The sequence below is a fragment of the Propionimicrobium lymphophilum DSM 4903 genome (assembly GCF_000423485.1).
Taxonomy (GTDB): Bacteria; Actinomycetota; Actinomycetes; order Propionibacteriales; family Propionibacteriaceae; genus Propionimicrobium; species Propionimicrobium lymphophilum.
This window is the reverse complement of record NZ_AUIB01000001.1, coordinates 187,721-207,010: the sequence shown is the minus strand read 5'-3', so window position 1 is coordinate 207,010 and position 19,290 is coordinate 187,721. Positions and strand designations below refer to the sequence as shown.

Sequence of the window (19,290 nt, the reverse complement as noted above, 5' to 3'; positions counted from 1 at the left end):
ATGTTTTATTACCGTAAGGCGCTCCCGTCGGCTCTCCTGGTCACGCTGATCGTCATCATTAGCCAGGTTTTGACGACCTTGGCGAACATGCCAGCAAACATCAACCGTCACCTGATCTTTTGCGCCGCGCTTGATGTGATCATCTTCCTCGCCTGCTTCTTCCTATTCAGGCTGAGGCCTCAGGCGGAAAAGATGGATGCGACGACCGTCGAGTTGAAAGACCCCGAGCTTTAAGTCTTTTGGCTGGCAAATCGGTGGTTTGAGTCACCGATTTGCCAGATTGGACTGGTGTTGAGTTAATATAGGCGTCGGCCCTTAAAACGGTCGGGAAAATTACATATTCGGGGTGTGGCGCAGCTTGGTAGCGCGCTTCGTTCGGGACGAAGAGGTCGCAGGTTCAAATCCTGTCACCCCGACAAGTATTTGGTGGGTACGCAGCATTGCGTACCCACCAAATTTATGTAGAGGTTGTGTAGCCCGTAAGGGCGATAACCCCGACTAAGAGTTAGCGGAGCAAACATCTCCGCTTTTTGTTTACCCACTTGTGCAGCCCTCCAGTGCTATGCCCTGCCAGCCCAGCTGCCCGTCTCGCTTTCTCTAGTCGCCCGTCACCGTTTCCCGAATATATCGACAGTTTGTCGCATGCATAGACATTTTTTCGATTTCTTTCACCCCAAGCCGATATTTATTATCCTTTGAGAGTTTTTAGGCGTATCCTCACCGTGGATCTGTAAATATAATGGGGGAAATTTATGCCTAAGACTCGAGAACCAGTGCGTGAGTTGACGCTTAGAGGTGTTCTGATTGGCGGCGTGATCACGCTAATCTTCACCGCGGCCAATGTTTATCTCGGTCTGAAGGTGGGACTGACTTTCGCGACGTCGATTCCGGCGGCCGTCATCTCGATGGGCATTCTGCGTTACTTTAAGAACCACACGGTTCAGGAGAACAACATCGTCCAGACCATCGCGTCTGCAGCAGGAACGCTATCGGCGATCATTTTCGTACTTCCCGGCCTGATCATCATCGGCTGGTGGAGCGGCTTCCCGTATTGGACCACCGTGGCGGTTTGTGCGCTGGGCGGCATCCTCGGCGTCACCTACTCGATTCCGCTTCGCCGCGCTCTGGTGACCGGCTCCGACCTGCCTTACCCGGAAGGCGTGGCCGCCGCAGAGGTGCTGAAGGTTGGGGATACCAGTGCTGGCGCGGAGGAGAACAAGCACGGCCTGCACGTCATCATCTTCGGTAGCATCGCGTCCGCAGGAATGAGCCTGCTGTCCTCACTCAAGGTCGTGTCCAACTCGATCTCGGCGTTCTTTAAATTCGGTAAGGCCGGCACGCTCTTCGGCTCGAGCCTGTCGATGGCATTGATCGGCATCGGCCACCTCGTCGGTTTGAGCGTCGGCATCGCCATGTTCACCGGACTGGTGATCAGCCACGGCATCTTGCTGCCTATCCGCACCTTCGGACGCCTAGAAGGTGCCGACGCCGACGATACCATCAGCTCGATCTTCCAGAACGAGGTTCGCTTCATCGGCGCAGGCGCAATCGCTATCGCGGCTATTTGGACTTTCCTTATGATCATCGGCCCGATCGTCAAGGGCATGCGCGAATCGCTGGCGGCCAGCAAGAACCGTCACGACGGCAACCAGGTTCCGCTCACCGAACGCGACCTGTCCATGAAGGTGGTTGTTGGCGTCACGCTGGCATCGATGCTGCCGATCGGTGTGCTGCTTTGGCTGTTCCTGCACGACACTCCCCTCGCCCACCACACCATGGGTCTCGTGGCCATCAGCATCCTCTACGTGCTACTGGTCGGTCTGGCCGTCGCCTCGGTCTGCGGCTACATGGCTGGTCTAATCGGCGCGTCCAACTCCCCGATCTCCGGCGTTGGAATTCTGGTCGCGATCACCACGGCTCTCTTGATTAAGACCGTTTACTCGAGCTCCGGCGACACCGCCACGCTCATCGCTTACACGCTGTTCACCGCAGCCGTCGTCTTCGGCATCGGCACGATCTCGAACGACAACCTGCAGGACCTGAAAACCGGCCAGCTGGTCGGCTCCACCCCGTGGAAGCAGCAGGTCGCTCTGATCATTGGCGTTATCTTCGGCTCCCTGGTCATTCCTCCGGTGCTGCAGCTGATGAACAACGCATTCGGTTTCATGGGCGACCCGAACGCCGGCCCTAACGCGCTGGCTGCACCCCAGGCATCGCTGATTTCGTCGCTCGTTACCGGCGTCTTCGGCGGTTCGATCGACTGGAGCCTGTTGGGTCTGGGCGCGCTGATCGGCGCTGTGGTCATAGCCATCGACGAGGTTCTGTGTCGCAAGACGAAGCGCCTGTCGCTGCCCCCGATCGCGGTTGGCATGGGTATGTACCTGCCGATCTCTCTGAACATCATGATTCCGCTCGGCGCGGTAATCGGCACCATTTACAACCGTTGGTGCGACAAGCTGTCCGACCCCAAGCGCGCGAAGCGAATGGGCACGCTGCTGGCCACCGGCCTGATCGTCGGCGAGAGCCTGTGGGGCGTGGCTTATGCTGCCATCGTAGGCACCTCCGGCACTGACGATCCGTTGGCGATCATGCCCGACGGATTTGCGCCGGTTGCCCCCTGGCTGGGCGTGATCGTGTTCATCGCGATGATCGTCGCCCTCTACCGCTGGGCCGGTAAGAAGACCGAGACTGTTAAATAATTTCTCATAGATATATGCCCGCACCAGACGTGTCCTGCTGCGGGCAAATTTTTTTGGCTAATCTTTTATCCATGCTCGTCATTGCTTATGCCACCCGCCGAAGCCTCGTGGAACCGAACTTTGCTACCACGATTCAAGAGTCTTTGACGGTGTGGGATGGCGAAGCTAAAAACACCCAGATTTTTCAGAACATTCACGATCTTTCCGTGACCGCGTCATCGACCCTCGGAACTAACCGTGCCGACGTGCTCGACCACCTGCGTTCCGTGCAGCGGGTTTACTTTATCGAAGTGTCGGAATCAGAGGCCGGGCAATTGGAGGCTTGGGCGCGCCAGACCAGTTCGATACTGCTTGCCGGCGGAAAGCTGCTGGACCCGAGCGGGTATTCGCTGGCATCCGACGAGGCATCGGTGCCAGTTCTGGATGAGCGCTTGGAGCGAGCTAAGAAATGGCGGAAATTCCTACAGACCAGGTCTGTCGAAGTGCCCGACACTGTTCGTCCGGTTCGCGCTGCCGGCGAGGTAACCCCGCAGACAGATCAGGTGGTTGGGCTACGCACGCTCTCACTCGCGCTGTGCGTTATGGGCGAATACCTGACGTCCGAGAATCTGGACGCCCCCGACAACTTCTTGTTTCCCAGGGCGATCGCCGCGATGACGCAGGGCGAACGCGAAAACTACCCTAAGTCAGCACCTTTAGATTCTGCGGAAGCGCTCAAAGAGTTGCTGTGGGCGACAAGGCGTGTACACATCGACTGGCCGGACAGCCCCGTCGACGGGCTTGAACTCGCCGGCCCGCTTCTGCTGGGTAGCGAGGATAAGTTCGTCGCCAACACCAAGCTACGCAGCGTCGAAGAACTTTTAGACGAGCAAGAGCGCATGGCGTCTTTGGCTTGGGCCATGAGTAATGAGCAGGAGATTGGCGCGGATGAGACCATCGTCTTTCCCAGGCTCGCAACCATCACCTGGCTGCTCAATCGGGTATACGGCTGGGACGAGATCTATCTGAACCCGTCTTTGGCGTTTTAACCTTTCTGCCTCGCCCAGGCAACGGTTTTCCGAGGGGTCTAATACCTTTATCCATTAACGTCTAGATTCAGATAAGCTGAAGACATTCCGGGCTATTTGTTCGGATTTTACGGCCTTCACCCCCACATATAAGGACGAAATTTAATGTTTGAGCGTATCCGGTTGCGCGAAAATTCTGTTTTTGCCAAGTGGCTGGCGGTTCTGCTTGCCATGGTTTTGTGCATCACTTTTTTGCCCAGGCTGTCTGCGGCTAAGGCGGAAGAGAACAGGCAAGAGACCACGTGCATGAATCTGCCGAACGACCTGACCTGCCCGGAAGAGAAGCTTGCCCAGACCATAAATGAGGCGGGCACCACGCCCACTCGTATTCACTTGGGTAGCGAAACCTTGCTCACCAAGACACTGGTGATTCCCGCAGGTGCGGATATCGAGCTCGTCGACGGCACCAAGTACAAAGACTGGCTCGGCGACGGTCGTCTGAACCGTGAAGACGGATTCACGGGGACTATGGTCCACGTTGAGAAGGGCGCGAAACTTACGTTGAGCGGAACGCAGGGCGGAGACATGCTAATTGTTAGCCGCGGGGAATGGGTTCCGAGTTCCTCGCCTGTTGTTTTGGTGCAGGGCGAAATGGCGCTTAATGACGGCTCGTCCATCAGCGGTGCACGGGGCCTGAGCGGTTCCAATGTAGGCGCGGTGACCGTTACTAACGGCGGTCTGCTGACCATGAATGGCGGCGAGATCACCGATAACTGGCGCCGGCAGGACCCCGGTAGCACGCAATACGGCGCAGGAAACGTGGCCGTGTCGAATGGCGGCAAGCTCGTCATGAACGGCGGAGAAATCACACACGGACGTGGTTCCGCTACTAGCGGGGCATCATACGGTGAGGCCGGCGGCATCAGGGTCGGCGAAGGCGGGACCGCAGAGATCAATGGTGGCAAGATCTCCGAGAACCAAGGCTGGGCAGGTGGCATCCTTTTGATGCGCTGGCTTTGGAGTCCCTCTCTTGAAGAACTTGAGAAGGAGAAAGAAGCCGGATTCGTTAATCGCGCAAGGCTGGTGGTTAATGGCGGAGAGATCTCCAACAACCAGGCCGGTTTTGGTGGTGCCGCGATCAGCCTTTTTGGCGACACGGAAGCCACAATGAATGGCGGAAAAATCGCAGGCAACAGCGCACCTAATGGTGGCGGCGTTAACGCGATGGACACGAATGTATTTGGCGGCGCTTACCCAGATGATAAAAAACCCGGGGAGAATCAAAAAGCTAAGCTCTCGGATCAAGAGTGGGGCGAATACGTACCCGCCGCTTTCACCATGAACGGCGGAGAGATAGTCAACAACACCGCATCTAACACAGGGGGTGGTGTGAACGTAGTTTCCAACAAGGTGGTTCTTAACGCGGGGCTGATCGAAGGAAACTACGCGCCCCAAGGTGGCGGCGTCTACGTCGCAACTGCAACATACACCGCGCACATCAATAACGCCCTATTAACCGAGAACAGTTCCAGCTATATCGGCGGCGGCATCTGGAGCTGCCCCACCGGCTCGGTCAAAATAAACATAAATAAGGGTGTGGCGGTTCTCGCCGATAATAAGGCTAAGCGCTACGGCGACGCGATAGCGCACGATAACTACGGCAGCGCCGGCTCTCCCGAATTCAAGCTCGAGCCCCGGATGCTTGGCGGCGGCAAAATCGACTGGTTCGACGACGGCGGCGACCCACAAAAGCCGCGTTACGACGCAGCTAACCCTGGGGATAACCACGCAGGAAAAACCATAAAGCTCAGCAACGCTGGAATGATTTCGGACTACACCGATGACAGTAAGGCCACCGCGCATAAAGATGCCAAGCTGATCATTAGGAAGAACACAGCTCAGCGAGGCGGCGGTGTCGGAACTAACGGCAATGTCGTGTTTGGCGAAGAAGGCGGCACCTTCGACGTCGACCTGACCAAGGATTGGGTGTTCGCCGAGGACTTCAACAACACGACAATCGGCGGCTACAACTCCCCCGACGCGTTGGCAAAGCTAACCAAGGACAAGGTGATTGACCTAGAGCTAGTTCGGGTTAACGACAGTGACGAATTCGTCCTGGAAAAGGCCGAGATGAGCGCCAAGACCGATTGGAAGGCCAGCTTCAAGAGGCTGCTGGCAAAGGATTCCGACGGTAACCCGATCACATACAAGATCCGCGAGAACATCGGCACCGCGGACAAGCCAGAGTACAAGTACACCGATGCTTTCACTGCGAACGATCAGCTCGAGAAGATTTCGACTTCGCTGTCCAACGAGATCAACCCCGAAACTGTCTCCGTGTCCCTCAGCAAGCAGTGGGTGGACCACGAGGGAACTCCCCTTGCCGACGACAAGATTCCCGTGGCAGACGTCAGCTTCCAGCTTTTCGCTGCCATCAAGGACGGCGAGAAGATCAAGGTCTCAGATCCGGTGAAGTTGAACGCAGCTAACGGTTGGGCCCACGAATTCACCGGGCTGCCGAAGACAGACGTCGACGGAAACGAGATCACCTACACGGTCGAAGAGACCGCGCTTGACGGGTTCACCTCGGAAGTGGCTTACGAAAAGACCGACGCCGGGTTGGTTGTGAAGGCGAAGAACACCAAGGTAAAGCCGACGCCTACCCCAACACCTACGCCCACTCCCACGCCGAGCGAGACGCCTCCGCCTCCGGCGATCACGCCTACTCCTACCCCGTCTAAGCCCCCGGTGCCCGGACTTCCGAGAACCGGCGACGGCAGCGGCCTGGTGGCCCTGATTGGACTGGCAGCAGTTACGGCTACCGTGCTGGCGGCCCGAAGGAGAAAGAACTAAATGTGAAAGAGAGGGGCGGGGAACACTTCACACTCCCCCGCCCCTCTCTTCTTGCTCTATTAATTCCTGCGGAAACGTCCGATTATGCTCGTCACCAGATCGAAGTAAGCGGTGATGCGCATGACCTTCGCGCACACCGTAAGGATCGCGATGAAAACCAGGCAGCCAATGCCCAGCGCGACGACCTGCATCAGCCAACCGGTGCCGATCATCAGCACAAGCTCGGCGCTGCCCCAGGCGCAGAACCCGGCCAGCGCGGAAGCGATCAGCAGCCGCACGTATAGACGAAACGTGCCGCCGAGCGAAAGCTGACGCACCTGATGGCGGGCAAACAGCACGAACGAGATCGTGCCCAGCACGTAAGCGACCGACTGGCCGAGGGCGACGATCAACACGCCGTAGCGCGGGTCTGCGAACTCGGCGGCCAACAGCGCCGCCAAAAGCTGCACTCCCGCGACGAACGCTTGGAACACCAGGTTCGTCTTGCCCTGCTCGGAAGCGAAGCAGTAGCGCTGCTGCAGCGTCATAACTGCCAGTGGGAACATGCCTGTGGCCATGACGATCAGGACCGGCGCCAAGGCGTCCAGCTCTTCAGGCGTGTTGCCGGGGAAAATGACCCGAACCAGCGGCGAAGCCAGAACCATAATGGCCACGGTGGCCGGGATCATGAACACCGCGGGCAATTCCAGGCCCTGCTTCAGCAGTCTGCGCATGGCCGGCATGTTCTTCGACTGCCAGGCGCGCGTCATCGGCGGGAACAGCGCGGTGATGACGCTGACCCCGATGATGGATTGCGGAAGCATGAAGATCATGAACGCGTAATTCATGATGTTGTTTCCGGCGACAAAACCCTCGATGCCGTGCTCTATGGCGATGGTAGGCATCATCGACGTCACGGACAAAATGACCAGACCGGAAATCGTTGAGACGCCGAGCGCCAGGAACGTCCAGAACGTGTACTTAGAAAGATGGGCGAACTCCGCGCGCGGAAAGCCCCACCTCGGGCGCCATCTGAAGCCGTCCATGATGAGCGGTGGGATCAGGATCAGGCCTTGAGCCACGATGCCAAGCGTCGCCGTGCCTGCGAACAGCCAAATCATCGCGGACGTCCACGTGCCCGCGTCGTTCTGTCCGAAGCCATAGAGCGCAATGAACGCAGCCAGACCGGCGATCGAAACGACGTTATTCAGCGCGGGCGCCCACATCGGAGCCCCATAGGAACCCCTGGCGTTAAGCACCTGGCTCAACACCGTGTAGACACCGTAGAAGAACACCTGCGGCAGGCAGATGAACGCGAATATCGTGCCGAGCTTTTGCGCCTCGGGTGTCAGCTGTAGCAGTGAGAACAACCAAGGCGCGGCGACCGTCACCGCGATGGTGACCACGGCCAGCATCAGCAGGGAAATCGTCACCAGCTGATCAATGTACTTCTTGGAATCCTCGCGCTTGGCGGCTTTAGCGATCTGCGGGACGATAACCGGCTCCAACAGGCCGCCGGAGATCAGCAGATAGATGTAGTTCGGCAGCTGGTTTGCGCCGTTGAACGCGTCACCAACGACGCCGAGGCCGATAGCGGCTCCCGTGAGGGACGTCCTAACCAGGCCGAGCACCCTGGAAACCAGAGTGCCCGACGCCATCACCGCGCTATTTCGGCCGACGCTATGGCGTTCCGAATCGTCGGCCTCAGCGCTGAACCCGCCTTTATTCAACGGCCAGTCCCCGCGTAGACGATAGCTTCCGTGTCGGCGTCCAGATCGAAGGCCGAGTGTGCGACGCGGACCGCGTCGTTGAGTTGGTCGATGTCGACGACAACCGAAATGCGAATCTCGGAAGTGCTGATCATCTGAATATTAATTTCGTTGTCAGCGAGCGCCTCGAAGAACTTCGCGGTCACCCCTGGGTTCGAACGCATTCCGACGCCTATCACCGAGATCTTGCCGACCTGCTCGTCGAAAAGCAGACCGGTGAAGCCGATCTCTTCCTGGGCATCCTTGAGAGCGCTCATCGCACGATCAGTATCCTCGCTGGGCAGCGTGAAGGTGATATCCGTGGCGCCCGTGGACACCTCAGAGATGTTCTGCACGATCATGTCGATGTTGATGTTATTCGCCGCGATCAGCGAGAAGATGCGCGCGGCCTTGCCGATCTGGTCGGGCACGCCCTGCACGGTGATCTTCGACTGGGAGCGATCGTGCGCGATGCCGCTGATTAAAACCTGTTCCATTCGTTGCTCCTCTGCGGCGGTCAAATCGCCGTCTTCGATACTTCCTCGCACAATCGTGCCTGGCTTGTCGGTGAAAGAACTGCGGACGTGGATGGCCACGTTCTCGCGTCGGGCGTACTCGACGCAGCGAAGATGCAGCACCTTGGCGCCGTTAGCCGCCATCTCTAGCATCTCCTCGTAGGTGATCTCGTCGATCTTTCGGGCACCCTTAGCGATGCGCGGATCGGCGGTGAAAACGCCGTCAACGTCGGTGTAGATCTCGCAGACCTCGGCGCCCAGCGCGGACGCAAGAGCAACTGCCGTGGTATCTGATGCGCCACGGCCCAACGTAGTAACGTCCTTGGTGTCGTAGCTGACGCCCTGGAAACCGGCGACGATGACAACCATGCCCTCCTCGAGGGATTCCGCAACTCGACGCGGGGTGATATCCAGAATTCGCGCGTCGCCGTGGGTATTGGTGGTGATGACACCAGCCTGCGAGCCCGTGTAGCTCAAGGCCTCCACGCCCAGATCGTTGAGCGCCATGGCCAGCAGCGCGGCCGACTGGCGTTCACCCGTAGTCAGCAGCATGTCCAACTCGCGCGGACGGGGCTGGGGACTGACCTGCAGAGCCAGATCCATCAGATCGTCCGTGGTGTCACCCATCGCAGAAATAACGATAACGACCTGCTTACCGCTGCGCTGAGCCTGAGCAATGCGTGCCGCAACACGCTTAATCGACTCGGCGTCCGCGACCGACGAACCACCAAATTTGGCGACTATGCGGTTAGGCACCAGCTCGCGATCTTTCGCACAAGAGTGAGCCAGCGGTGTGGATTGAAATGAGGTGTCGTTGTTCACCATTAACGCCTTTCATTCGACGCGTTTACTCTAGTCGAACAGCCTTAGTTGTCACATAATGTCCCAATACTGCTGAAACCGACAAAATGAACGAGGCGAGTTCGCCGTTGAACTCGCCCCAGTCGCTTTCGCGATCCCGTCTGACCCACCCCTGATTCAAACGGTTATGAAGCCATTTATACCAACGAAGTTTTACGTCCGTGCACGGGGGTGGGGTTAACCCGAAAAAATGCTTAATCTGCTTTATTTCGGAAGAACGAGCGCAGCCGCTCCTTATTGACCGCGGCTACGGCCGTCAGCGGGATGCCGGCCGGACAGACTTCGACGCATTCTCCGTAGCTGGAGCACGGGCCGAACTCGGCGTCCAAAACCTGGGCCGCCTTCTTGGCCCGCAGCCCGCGCTCCTTGACGCCGTGCGGAATCATCGCCAGATGCGTCAGCTTCGCTCCCCCAAACAGGTAGGCTGCGCCGTTCGGGCAGGCCGCGACGCAAGCCCCGCAGCCGATACAGGCTGCAAAGTCCAGCGCTTTCTCGGCTTGTTCGTGCGAGACGAGCAGGTCGTCGGCGTCGGGGGCGGTGCCCGCATCTACAGAAACGGTGCCGGCGGCGCGGATGACGTCATCGAGCCTGCTGCGGTCGACGATCAGGTCGCGAACCACCGAGAATCCCGCAGCCCTGAACGGTTCGATGCGAAGCTTCTTCGTGTCGCCGAATGCGCGCAGGTGCTGGCGGCAGCTCGGCGTGTTGGGTACAGGCCCGTGCGGGCGGTCGTTGACGCTAACGCCGCAGGCGCCGCAGACACCCTCACGGCAGTCCGACTCGAAAGCGATGGGCTCGATACCCTCGTCGAATAGCTTCTGATTGAGCCTGTCGAGAAGCTCAAGCAGGCTCATCTCGGGGGTGGCGTCGTCGAGCACGTAGCTCTCGAAACGGCCCTTTTCGTTCGGCCCGGCCTGGCGCCAGACCTCTAGCTCGATCCTCATCGGTAATTCCTAACCTGTAGCGGAACCAGCTCGAAGCGCAGCTCCTCGCTGTGGCGGATGTGGTTGCCGTTCGGGGTGGTTTCCCACGCCGAGACGTTGCACCACTGTTCGTCGTTTCTTGCGGCCTCGCCGTCCGGTAGCGCGTATTCCTCGCGATAGTGGGCGCCACAGGATTCGTCGCGCTCGAGTGCGTCGAGGATGATCAGTTCTGCCAACTCGAGGAAGTCCGAGACGCGGCCGGCCTTCTCCAGCTCTTGGTTTAGGCGGTTGTCTTCGCCCATCACCAGAACGTCGCGGTGAAACTCATCTCGCAGAATTCGCACCTTGGTCAGGCCCTCGCGAAGGCTCGCCTCGTTGCGCGAAACCCCGCAGTGTTGATAAAGAATTTCACCCAAGCGACGGTGGAAAGTGGCCGGGCGGGTCTTGCCCGGGTTGTTCACCAGCTTGTCGATGCGGGAAACCGTCTCCTGTTTGGCCTGGGCCACCTCGGGTGCGTCCTGGCTGAGCACGTCCTGGCCAACCAGGTCGGCGAGGTAGTTTGGCACCGAAAGCGGCAGCGTGAACCAGCCGTCGACACAGGCGGAAAGCAGCGAGTTGGCCCCCAGGCGGTTGGCACCGTGGTAGTTGTTGCCGGCCTCGCCGCCGACGAACAGGCCGGGGATGGACGTCATCTGATCGAAGTCCGCCCACAGGCCACCCATCGAGAAGTGAGCTCCGGGGGCGATGCGCATCGGCTGGACGTACGGGTCCTCGCCGGTGGCGTCACGGTACATGTCGAACAGGTTGCCGTAGCGCTCCGCGATGACGTCCTTGCCGAGCGAGGCAATTGCGTCGCGGAAATCCAGGTACACCGAGTTCTTCAGTGGTCCGACGCCTCGACCAGCCTCGATCTCGACGCGGGCAGCTCTGGAGGCGACGTCGCGCGGGGTCAAGTTGCCGTAGGCCGGGTAGCGCCGCTCCAGATAATAGTCGCGGTCCACCTCGGGAATATCGTTGGGCGCTCGGGCGTCGTCGGCGTCCTTGGGCACCCAGATTCGTCCGTCGTTACGCAGCGATTCGCTCATCAAGGTGGTCTTGGACTGCCAATAGCTGGAGACGGGCAGCGCCGTCGGGTGGAACTGAACGAACGCGGGTGAAGCGAAGTAGGCGCCTCGCTTGTGCGCGCGCCAGGTGGCGCTGGCATTGGAGTTCATGGCCAGCGTCGAGTGGAAGAAGACGCTGCCGTAGCCGCCCGTGGCCAGGATGACGGCGTGCGCCGTCCAGGTTTTCACCTCGCCGCTCACCAGGTTGCGGGTGACGATGCCCTGGGCCTTGCCATCAGCGACGATCAGGTCGAGCATCTCGGTGCGCGTGTGCAGCTTGACCGTGCCGCGAGACACCTGACGCTGCAGCGCCTGGGCGCTGTTGATCTGCAACTGCTGACCGGTCTGGCCGCGCGTGTAATAGGTGCGCGAAACCTGCACGCCACCAAAGCTACGGGTGGCGAGCTGACCGCCATATTCGCGGGCGAAGGGCGCCCCGATGGCCTGCATGTGGTCGATGACGCGGATCGATTCCTCGGCAAGCCGAACCACGTCGGCCTCGCGGGCGCGGAAGTCGCCGCCCTTGACGGTGTCGACGACGAAGCGCTTGATGGAGTCGCCATCCACCTTGCGGGCGCGGGCCGCGTTGATGCCACCCTGCGCAGCAACCGAGTGGGCGCGTCGCGGAGAATCGTGGAAGGTGAAAACGTCCACCTGGTAGCCGAGCTCGCCGAGTGCGGCAGCCGCGCCGCTTCCCGCCAGGCCGGTGCCGACGACGATGATCTTCATCTTCTTGCGGTTGGCCGGGTTGACCAGTTTGTACTCGGATTTGCGCCGCTGCCAAGCCGTGCGGGGATCGCCGTTGGGCACGTGCGCGTCCAGCCCCTCGTGGCTGGTGCGCTGCTTGGACGCCTCGGGAGTAACGGAAACGTTCAGCGCGCGTTTGGCGGTCACAGGCTTGTCCGGTTCGGTTTCCAGCGTCTCGGCCTGGGCAAAAACTGCCTGCAGCTTCTTCAGAAAACTCATGACACAACTCCTGCCTGAACCATCACGGGGATGGCCGCGTTGCCGAGCAAAATAAGAATGGCTAGCAGCGAACCAATCAGCGCCCAGACCTTCCTGGTGCGCAGCGCCGTCACACCGAAGTCCTGCAGCATTGTGCGCGCGCCGTGACCGATGTGCAGCGCGATCAAAAGCATTGTGAAGACGTAGAAGGTGGCCATGCCTGGGCGCGAGAAACTACGCACGAGGTTGCCATAGGCGTCGCCGGAGACAAACATTTCGGGCGCGCAGACCTTGCCGATGGTCAGGTCGAGCAGGTGCACGATGACGAAGACGCCGATGATCAAGCCGGTCGGCACCATCAGGCGGGCGTTATTGCCCATCCTGGAAAGCCGCAGCCGTTTCTTGCCGCGCGCCTTGCGGCCCCTGAAGTAGATCATCAGACCGCTGACGATGTGCAGGACGAAAGAGACCGCGAGCGTTATTCGCAGGGCCCACAGCACGCCCTTCTTCGGGATCAGCGGGTAGCCGACTTCGCGCAGCCAGCCCGCGTAGTGGTTGAACGCCTCGGGGCCTTGATAGACCTTGAGGTTGCCAAACATGTGGATGAACACGAAAGAGACAAAGATGACCCCCGTGATAGCCATCACCTGTTTGAGCAGGATCGACGAAAGACGGTGCCGTTTGGCTGTCCGTCCGCTCTCTACTAACGCGACAGTCATGTGGCTAGGATACCGGCTGCGGTACTAGCTCACGCGCCCAACCCCTATTTCTCAGGAAGTAGTTCGCCCAAGGAATTCGTCTCAAGGTCTTACTTGGGCTCGGCCGGACGCGGATTAGTCGCCCACGCCGAGAACCTGTGGGCCAGCTTGAAACCGAGCTTTTCGTAGACGAAGATGGCATTTTCATTTTCCGCGTAGGCGCTGATGGTTACGGCCGGGTCGCGCTCGAGCATTTTGCGGCTGAGCTCGGCGACGATCGCGCTGCCCAATCCCCTGCCACGGTGTTCGGGATCGACGATGACGCCAGCGATGTGCCCGAAGCCAGCCTGGGTTTCGCGAACCGTGCCGCAGCCGATCAAACCGCCGTCGTCGCCTCGGGCGCCGACCCAAAACAGATTCATGCCGTGCCCCGGTGAGCCCTCGAAAAGCGGATTGAGCGGAATTGCGAAATTGTTGATTTCTTCGGCGTCGGACAGATCGTCGAGATTGACCAGGTCGTAGCCTTCGCCGCCCACGACGCGCTGGGCCCACATCCAGACCCAATCGGAACGATATTTCCACTCCGGCCTGGCTGCGATGTCGAGCTTGCCGTCGACAGAAAGCCAACTTAGCTCCAGGCCATTTTCTTGGCTGACCGACTCGAGCTCGCCGATCAGCTCGGCGCCGTCAACCGAACCTTTAAGCACCGCAAGCGCGCCGGAAAGCACCCCGTCTTCGGCTGAAATAGTCGCCCAATAGTTGTCTGCCAGCAGGCAGATATCGTCGGGCCCCGCCTGATAGGCGACGAGCGGGTCGCCAACCTCCGCCAACAGCTGAGCACGATTGATGACCTTCATGATTTTCCAGGCTACCCCTAGCTGGCGCAGTGTTCGTCGATTTCCTCGCGCGAAGCGTTCGCAAGACGGGCGGCTGCGTCGAACTCACGGTCGATCGCCGGGTTGTGCTTGTAGGTGAGCTTTGAGACGACGATCGCCGAAAGCAGGCAAAGCCCGAAACCGGGGATGATCTCGTAGAGGCCGAACCAGCCCGCGGTGCCCCAGACGCCCACCGTCACAGCTCCCACGAGCATGCCGGTCAGCGCTCCTTGGGTGGTCAGTTTTCTCCAGTAGAGGGACAGGATGACGATCGGGCCGAATGACGAACCGAAGCCCGCCCATGCGAAGCTAACTAGTGCCAGGATCGAATCCGTGCGGAACCAGGCGAAGATCGCCGCCAGCACGGAGACCGAGAGTACGGCCAAACGCCCTAAATTGACGCCGGCGGAATCGGTCAGCTCGCGCCTGCTGACACCTCGGTAGATGTCCTCGACCACCGCCGACGAAGTAACCAACAGCTGGGAAGAAATCGTCGACATGATCGCGGCAAGAATCGCGGCGAGCATGAAGCCAGCGACGATTGCCGGGAACAGCGACTGCCCCATCAAAATGAAGACCGACTCGTGTTGGTTCTCGCCCACATTGATTATTCCCGCCCAGTTTGCGGCGATCGCGACGATGGCCGTGCCGCAGGCACCGAGCACAGAGAAGATCATCCAGCCGACGCCGATTCTGCGCGCTGGCTTGGCCTCTTCCGGGCTGCGCATAGCCATGAACCTGACTATGACGTGCGGCTGACCAAAGTAGCCGAGGCCCCAGGCCAGCGAACTTAACACGCCGATCACCGTCGCCCCGCCGAAAGGCGAAATGAAATCGGGGTTCACCGCAGCAACGCCCTGCACCACCTTGGCCGGTCCGCCGAGGGCGATCACGCCGAAGATTGGAACAGCTACCAGTGAGAAAACCATCATTATGCCCTGCACCATGTCCGTCCAGGATACGGCCAAGAATCCGCCAACTAGCGTGTAAAGCACCACAACGCCCGCGACGATCGTCATGCCGACGTGGTATTCGACACCGAACGCCGTCTCGAAGAATGTGCCGCCGGCCACCATTCCGGAGGAAACATAGAAAGTGAAGAAGACGAAGATGATCAGCCCCGCTACGACGCGCAGCAACTTGGATTCATCATGCATTCGATTACCGAAGAACGACGGCAGAGTGATCGAGTTGCCGGCAATCTGTGTGTAGGAGCGCAGCCTCGGCGCGGTGATTTTCCAGTTCGCCCACACGCCTATGGTTAGGCCGACAGCGATCCAGCCCTCGACCAACCCGGAAAGGTACAAGGCGCCAGGCAGCCCCATAAGCAACCAGCCGGACATGTCAGCGGCGCCGGCAGACAGCGCGGCGACCGTCGGATTCAGGTCTCGACCGCCAAGCATGTAGTCGTCAAGATTCTTCGTGCGCGTGTAGGCCCAAAGCCCAATCGAGATCATCGCCACGAAATATACGATCATGGCAATGGCTTGCCAGTTTGTATCGCTCAATTAATGCCTCGCCTTCAAACTCGGCTCAAATATTGGCACAACAAGAGGCGGTCGAAAAAGCGTCCTATTTCGTGGACGTTTCAGGATATTCGCGAGCGGCATGAAAAGCGAAGCCGTGACAAACGTGGTCGGCGAGCCCGGAAGCTCCTTTGCGAAAAGCAACAAGACGCTCTGACTAGGCAAAATAGAAGAGGCTGGCCGATTGGCCAGCCTCTTTAACCATGATTTGCCAAGGGCTAGTTTGTATCAACCTTCGCTACGGCAACCTGGAGGCCCAGGTCGTCGTCGCAGGCCCAATCCATTCCGGCCTCGGCCTCGCGCATTTCAACTGCGAGCACCTCACCGGCGATCATCTCGGAGTGTTCCTCGATGGCCTGCTTCAGCATGCGATCGGCGGCCTCCCAGCGCAGCGAGATGCGGTCGGAGACGTCCAGCCCGCTAGATTTGCGGGTCTCTTGGATGAAGCGGACGGCGTCACGGGCAAGTCCTGCGCGAACCAGATCGTCGGTCAGATTCAGGTCCAGGGCGATCGTCTGTCCGTCACCCTCCATGACGCTCCAGCCCTCGCGCGGGCGCTCGGTGATCAAGACGTCGTCGGGGCCGAGCTCGACAGCGCCCACCTCGGGGACGTCGATTGTGACGCTCTGTCCCGCGTGGATCTTGACTGCCAGGGCGGACGCGTCCGCCTCGGCAACCGCTTTGGCGACGATCGGGGTCTGCTTGGCGAACCTCTTACCCAGCGCGCGGAAGTTGGCCTTGGCGCTGTAGTCAACCAGATCCCCCGCCGCGCGGAACGATTCGACCGCGCGAACGTTGAGCTCGGCCAGGATCTCTCCAACCAACTCGTCGGTCAGCTGATCGTGGGCTGCGGAGCTGACCAGGGCGCGAGACAGCGGTTGACGAGTCTTGATTTGCGCCTCGGCGCGGGCCGCGCGGCCCAGCTCGACGAGAGTGCGGGTCAGCTTCATGGCCGACTCGAGCTTGTCGTCGAGGACGGACTCGTCGACGACGGGCCAGCTGGTCAGGTGCACGGACTCGGCCGCCTGCGGATTGGTCGACACGATCAGCGACTGCCAGACCTTCTCTGCGATGAATGGGGTGATCGGAGCCATGACGCGCGCCAGCGTCTCGAGGGTCTCGTGCAGGGTCCACAACGCGCTCGGCTCGCCGGCCCAGAAGCGGCGACGGCTGCGACGCACGTACCAGTTGGACAGGTCGTCGACGAATTCTTGGATCAGGATGCCTGCGTGCTGAGTGTCGAAGCTTTCGAGGTCTGCGGTCACGTCCTTAACCAGACGCTGGGTGGCGGATTTCAGCCAGCGATCCAGAACGTGGCGATCGGCCAGCTCGGGGGCCTGGCCTTCAGCCGGGGTCCAGTCGTTGGCGTGCGCATAGAGCGCCTGGAAAGAAACCGTGTTCCACAAGGTCAGCAGCACCTTGCGGACAGTCTCTTGCAGCGTGGTGTGACCGACTCGACGAGACGCCCATGGCGAACCTGAGCAGGCCATGAACCAGCGAACCGCGTCGGCACCGTGCTTGTCCAGCAGCGGGATCGGCTCGAGAATGTTGCCCAGGTGCTTGCTCATCTTGCGGCCGTCCTCGGCGAGGATGTGGCCGAGGCAGAGCACGTTCTTATATGAGCTCTGGTCGAACACCAGTGTGCCGACCGCCATCAGCGTGTAGAACCAGCCGCGGGTCTGGTCGATTGCCTCGCAGATGAAGTCCGCCGGGTAGTGCTCCTCGAAGGCTTCCTTCGAGCCCTCGACATAGGGGTAGCCCCACTGCGCGAACGGCATCGAACCCGAATCGAACCAGGCATCAATGACTTCCGGAACCCTGCGGTAGGTGCCGGGCGTGCCGTCGATGGTGAAGGTGATGTCGTCGACGAACGGGCGGTGCGGGTCCAGATCGGTGAGGTCCTTGCCCGCCAGCTCACCGAGCTCCTTGCGGGAACCGACACAGATCAACTTGGTCGGGTCCTCGTCGTTGCGCCAGATCGGCAGCGGCGTGCCCCAGTAGCGGTTACGCGACAGCGCCCAGTCGATGTTGTTGTTCAGCCAGTCGCCATAGCGGCCGTGCTTGATGTGCTCGGGGAACCAGTTGGTTGCTTCGTTTTCGCGCAGCAACTCATCCTTGATCTGGGTGGTGCGGATGTACCAGCTAGGCTGCGCGTAGTAGATCAGCGGGGTGTCACAGCGCCAGCAGTGCGGGTACGAGTGGGTGTAGTTCTGAATCTTCCACATCAGCCCGCGCTCGAGCAGGTTGTCGATGACCGGCTTGTCGGCGTCTTTAAAGAAGAGGCCGCCAACGAGGTCCAAGGAAGCGTCGAAAACGCCGTCGGGGCCAATCGGGTTAACGAACGGCAGCCCGTATCCGCGGCAGGTTGCCATGTCCTCAGCGCCGAAGGCCGGAGCCTGGTGGACGAGTCCCGTGCCGTCCTCGGTGGTGACGTAATCGGCGAGCAGAATGTAGTTTGCCGGCTCATCGGAGTAGTCGGCGAAATCGACCAGCTCCAGCGGGCGCTGATAGTTCCAGCGCTCCATCTTTGCGCCGACCGTCTTTTCGACGATCTGCCATGCCTCTTCGTCCTCACCAACGGCAAGGATCTTTTCTGCCAGCGGCTCGGCAACCACGACGCGGTCGTCGCCGCGCTGCGCCAGCACATATTCGACCTCGGGATGCACGGCAACAGCGGTGTTGGAAACCAGTGTCCAGGGCGTGGTGGTCCAGACGATCAGGTCCGCGCCTTCCCACGGGCCGCTGGCGAGCTTCATGCGCACATAGATGGACGGTTCGGTGACGTCCTTATACCCCTGCGAAACCTCGTGGTCGCTGAGCGCTGTCTGATCCTTTGGGCAGTACGGCGTAACGCGGTAGTCCTCCACCAGGCGGCCGTCGTCGAAGATCTTCTTCAGCGCCCACCATTCGCTCTCGACGTAGCTGGGCTTCATGGTCCAATATGCCTCGTCCAGGTTGACCCAGTAGCCCATGCGCTCGGTCAGGTCTTTGAACTCGCCCACGTACTGCTGAACCGAGTCGCGGCACTTGTTGTTGAACTTCTCGATGCCGTATTCCTCGATCTGGTCCTTGTGATCGAAGCCGAGCTCCTTCTCTACGGCGAGCTCAACCGGCAGACCGTGACAGTCCCAGCCGGCCTTGCGGTCGACGCGGAAGCCCTGCATGGTCTTGAAGCGAGGGAAAATGTCTTTGAATACGCGGGCCTCAATGTGGTGAGTTCCCGGGTGTCCATTGGCCGTCGGCGGGCCCTCGAAAAATGTCCACGTCTGGCCGTCGGAGGTTGCCTCCCAGCTTTTCGTGAATGTGTCGTTTTTAGCCCAGAAGTCGAGAACCTCGTGGTCCATCTCGGCGAGATCGATCTGCGCCGGGACCTCGGCATAGGTGCGGGCCTTAGGCGTTTCGCTCATTTATCCCTCTCTAGCGATTGTCACTAACGAAAGGGACGACGTCACCGCCGCGGTACCACCCTTAATTGGCAGATAGCTGCCCGCTTAATTTTATTGTTGCTGCCGGTTCTACTTGGTTTTCGCCGTTCTTCCGGCGGCTCCGAGGTGATTG

At 60.0% G+C, this 19,290-nt stretch carries 12 protein-coding genes and 1 tRNA gene; 5 read left to right on the top strand and 8 right to left on the bottom strand.

Going from position 1 to position 19,290, the window contains the following annotated elements; all coding sequences use genetic code 11:
• From G556_RS0100890 to G556_RS0100870, 5 genes are all read left to right on the top strand, one after another.
• The gene (locus tag G556_RS0100890) at positions 1 to 234 is read left to right on the top strand and encodes a hypothetical protein (protein WP_028821424.1); all 234 of its coding nucleotides are present in this window, start codon (positions 1 to 3) and stop codon (positions 232 to 234) included.
• Between the two features lie 108 nt (positions 235 to 342).
• Positions 343 to 416: transfer RNA gene (locus G556_RS0100885), tRNA-Pro, on the top strand.
• A gap of 366 nt (positions 417 to 782) precedes the next feature.
• Positions 783 to 2,699 carry an OPT family oligopeptide transporter gene (locus tag G556_RS0100880; RefSeq protein ID WP_211219424.1) on the top strand — a complete coding sequence of 639 codons (1,917 nt, stop codon included), beginning with the start codon at positions 783 to 785 and terminating at the stop codon, positions 2,697 to 2,699.
• A gap of 71 nt (positions 2,700 to 2,770) precedes the next feature.
• Entirely contained in the window at positions 2,771 to 3,727 is a 957-nt protein-coding gene (locus tag G556_RS0100875) for a DUF4272 domain-containing protein (RefSeq protein ID WP_028821422.1), read from the top strand.
• 144 nt (positions 3,728 to 3,871) lie between these two features.
• Positions 3,872 to 6,559, top strand: coding sequence for a Cna B-type domain-containing protein (locus G556_RS0100870; RefSeq protein ID WP_028821421.1), 2,688 nt, complete (start codon positions 3,872 to 3,874; stop codon positions 6,557 to 6,559).
• 59 nt (positions 6,560 to 6,618) lie between these two features.
• Here G556_RS0100870 and murJ read toward each other — a convergent pair whose 3' ends face one another.
• From murJ to ileS, 8 genes are all read right to left on the bottom strand, one after another.
• Entirely contained in the window at positions 6,619 to 8,268 is a 1,650-nt protein-coding gene (murJ, locus tag G556_RS09720) for a murein biosynthesis integral membrane protein MurJ (protein ID WP_051176508.1), read from the bottom strand.
• Positions 8,265 to 9,557 carry an aspartate kinase gene (locus G556_RS0100860; protein WP_036915539.1) on the bottom strand — a complete coding sequence of 431 codons (1,293 nt, stop codon included), beginning with the start codon at positions 9,555 to 9,557 and terminating at the stop codon, positions 8,265 to 8,267. Before G556_RS0100860 ends, murJ begins: the two co-directional genes overlap by 4 nt.
• Positions 9,558 to 9,856: 299 nt before the next feature.
• Positions 9,857 to 10,606 (bottom strand): succinate dehydrogenase/fumarate reductase iron-sulfur subunit, encoded by a 750-nt coding sequence (locus tag G556_RS0100855; protein WP_028821419.1) that lies wholly within the window; start codon positions 10,604 to 10,606, stop codon positions 9,857 to 9,859.
• Complete coding sequence (locus tag G556_RS0100850) at positions 10,603 to 12,654, bottom strand: fumarate reductase/succinate dehydrogenase flavoprotein subunit (protein WP_028821418.1); 2,052 nt, start codon at positions 12,652 to 12,654, stop codon at positions 10,603 to 10,605. The genes G556_RS0100855 and G556_RS0100850 overlap by 4 nt, the downstream gene beginning before the upstream one ends.
• Positions 12,651 to 13,352, bottom strand: a complete 702-nt coding sequence (locus G556_RS0100845) for a succinate dehydrogenase cytochrome b subunit (protein ID WP_016456767.1) — start codon at positions 13,350 to 13,352, stop codon at positions 12,651 to 12,653. The genes G556_RS0100850 and G556_RS0100845 overlap by 4 nt, the downstream gene beginning before the upstream one ends.
• Positions 13,353 to 13,441: 89 nt before the next feature.
• Positions 13,442 to 14,188, bottom strand: coding sequence for a GNAT family N-acetyltransferase (locus tag G556_RS0100840; protein ID WP_028821416.1), 747 nt, complete (start codon positions 14,186 to 14,188; stop codon positions 13,442 to 13,444).
• A 17-nt stretch (positions 14,189 to 14,205) separates the two neighbouring features.
• The gene (gene putP, locus G556_RS0100835; protein ID WP_028821415.1) at positions 14,206 to 15,714 is read right to left on the bottom strand and encodes a sodium/proline symporter PutP; all 1,509 of its coding nucleotides are present in this window, start codon (positions 15,712 to 15,714) and stop codon (positions 14,206 to 14,208) included.
• A gap of 236 nt (positions 15,715 to 15,950) precedes the next feature.
• Positions 15,951 to 19,139, bottom strand: coding sequence for an isoleucine--tRNA ligase (ileS, locus tag G556_RS0100830; RefSeq protein ID WP_028821414.1), 3,189 nt, complete (start codon positions 19,137 to 19,139; stop codon positions 15,951 to 15,953).
• Positions 19,140 to 19,290 lie beyond the last annotated feature (151 nt).

Bases quoted from the DNA above. Each gene is read 5' to 3' on its own strand.
- G556_RS0100855 (WP_028821419.1), bottom strand. From the start codon at position 10,606: ATGAGGATCGAGCTAGAGGTCTGGCGCCAGGCCGGGCCGAACGAAAAG.
- G556_RS0100870 (WP_028821421.1), top strand. From the start codon at position 3,872: ATGTTTGAGCGTATCCGGTTGCGCGAAAATTCTGTTTTTGCCAAGTGG.
- G556_RS0100890 (WP_028821424.1), top strand. From the start codon at position 1: ATGTTTTATTACCGTAAGGCGCTCCCGTCGGCTCTCCTGGTCACGCTG.
- G556_RS0100850 (WP_028821418.1), bottom strand. From the start codon at position 12,654: ATGAGTTTTCTGAAGAAGCTGCAGGCAGTTTTTGCCCAGGCCGAGACG.
- G556_RS0100845 (WP_016456767.1), bottom strand. From the start codon at position 13,352: ATGACTGTCGCGTTAGTAGAGAGCGGACGGACAGCCAAACGGCACCGT.
- ileS (WP_028821414.1), bottom strand. From the start codon at position 19,139: ATGAGCGAAACGCCTAAGGCCCGCACCTATGCCGAGGTCCCGGCGCAG.
- G556_RS0100840 (WP_028821416.1), bottom strand. From the start codon at position 14,188: ATGAAGGTCATCAATCGTGCTCAGCTGTTGGCGGAGGTTGGCGACCCG.
- G556_RS0100875 (WP_028821422.1), top strand. From the start codon at position 2,771: ATGCTCGTCATTGCTTATGCCACCCGCCGAAGCCTCGTGGAACCGAAC.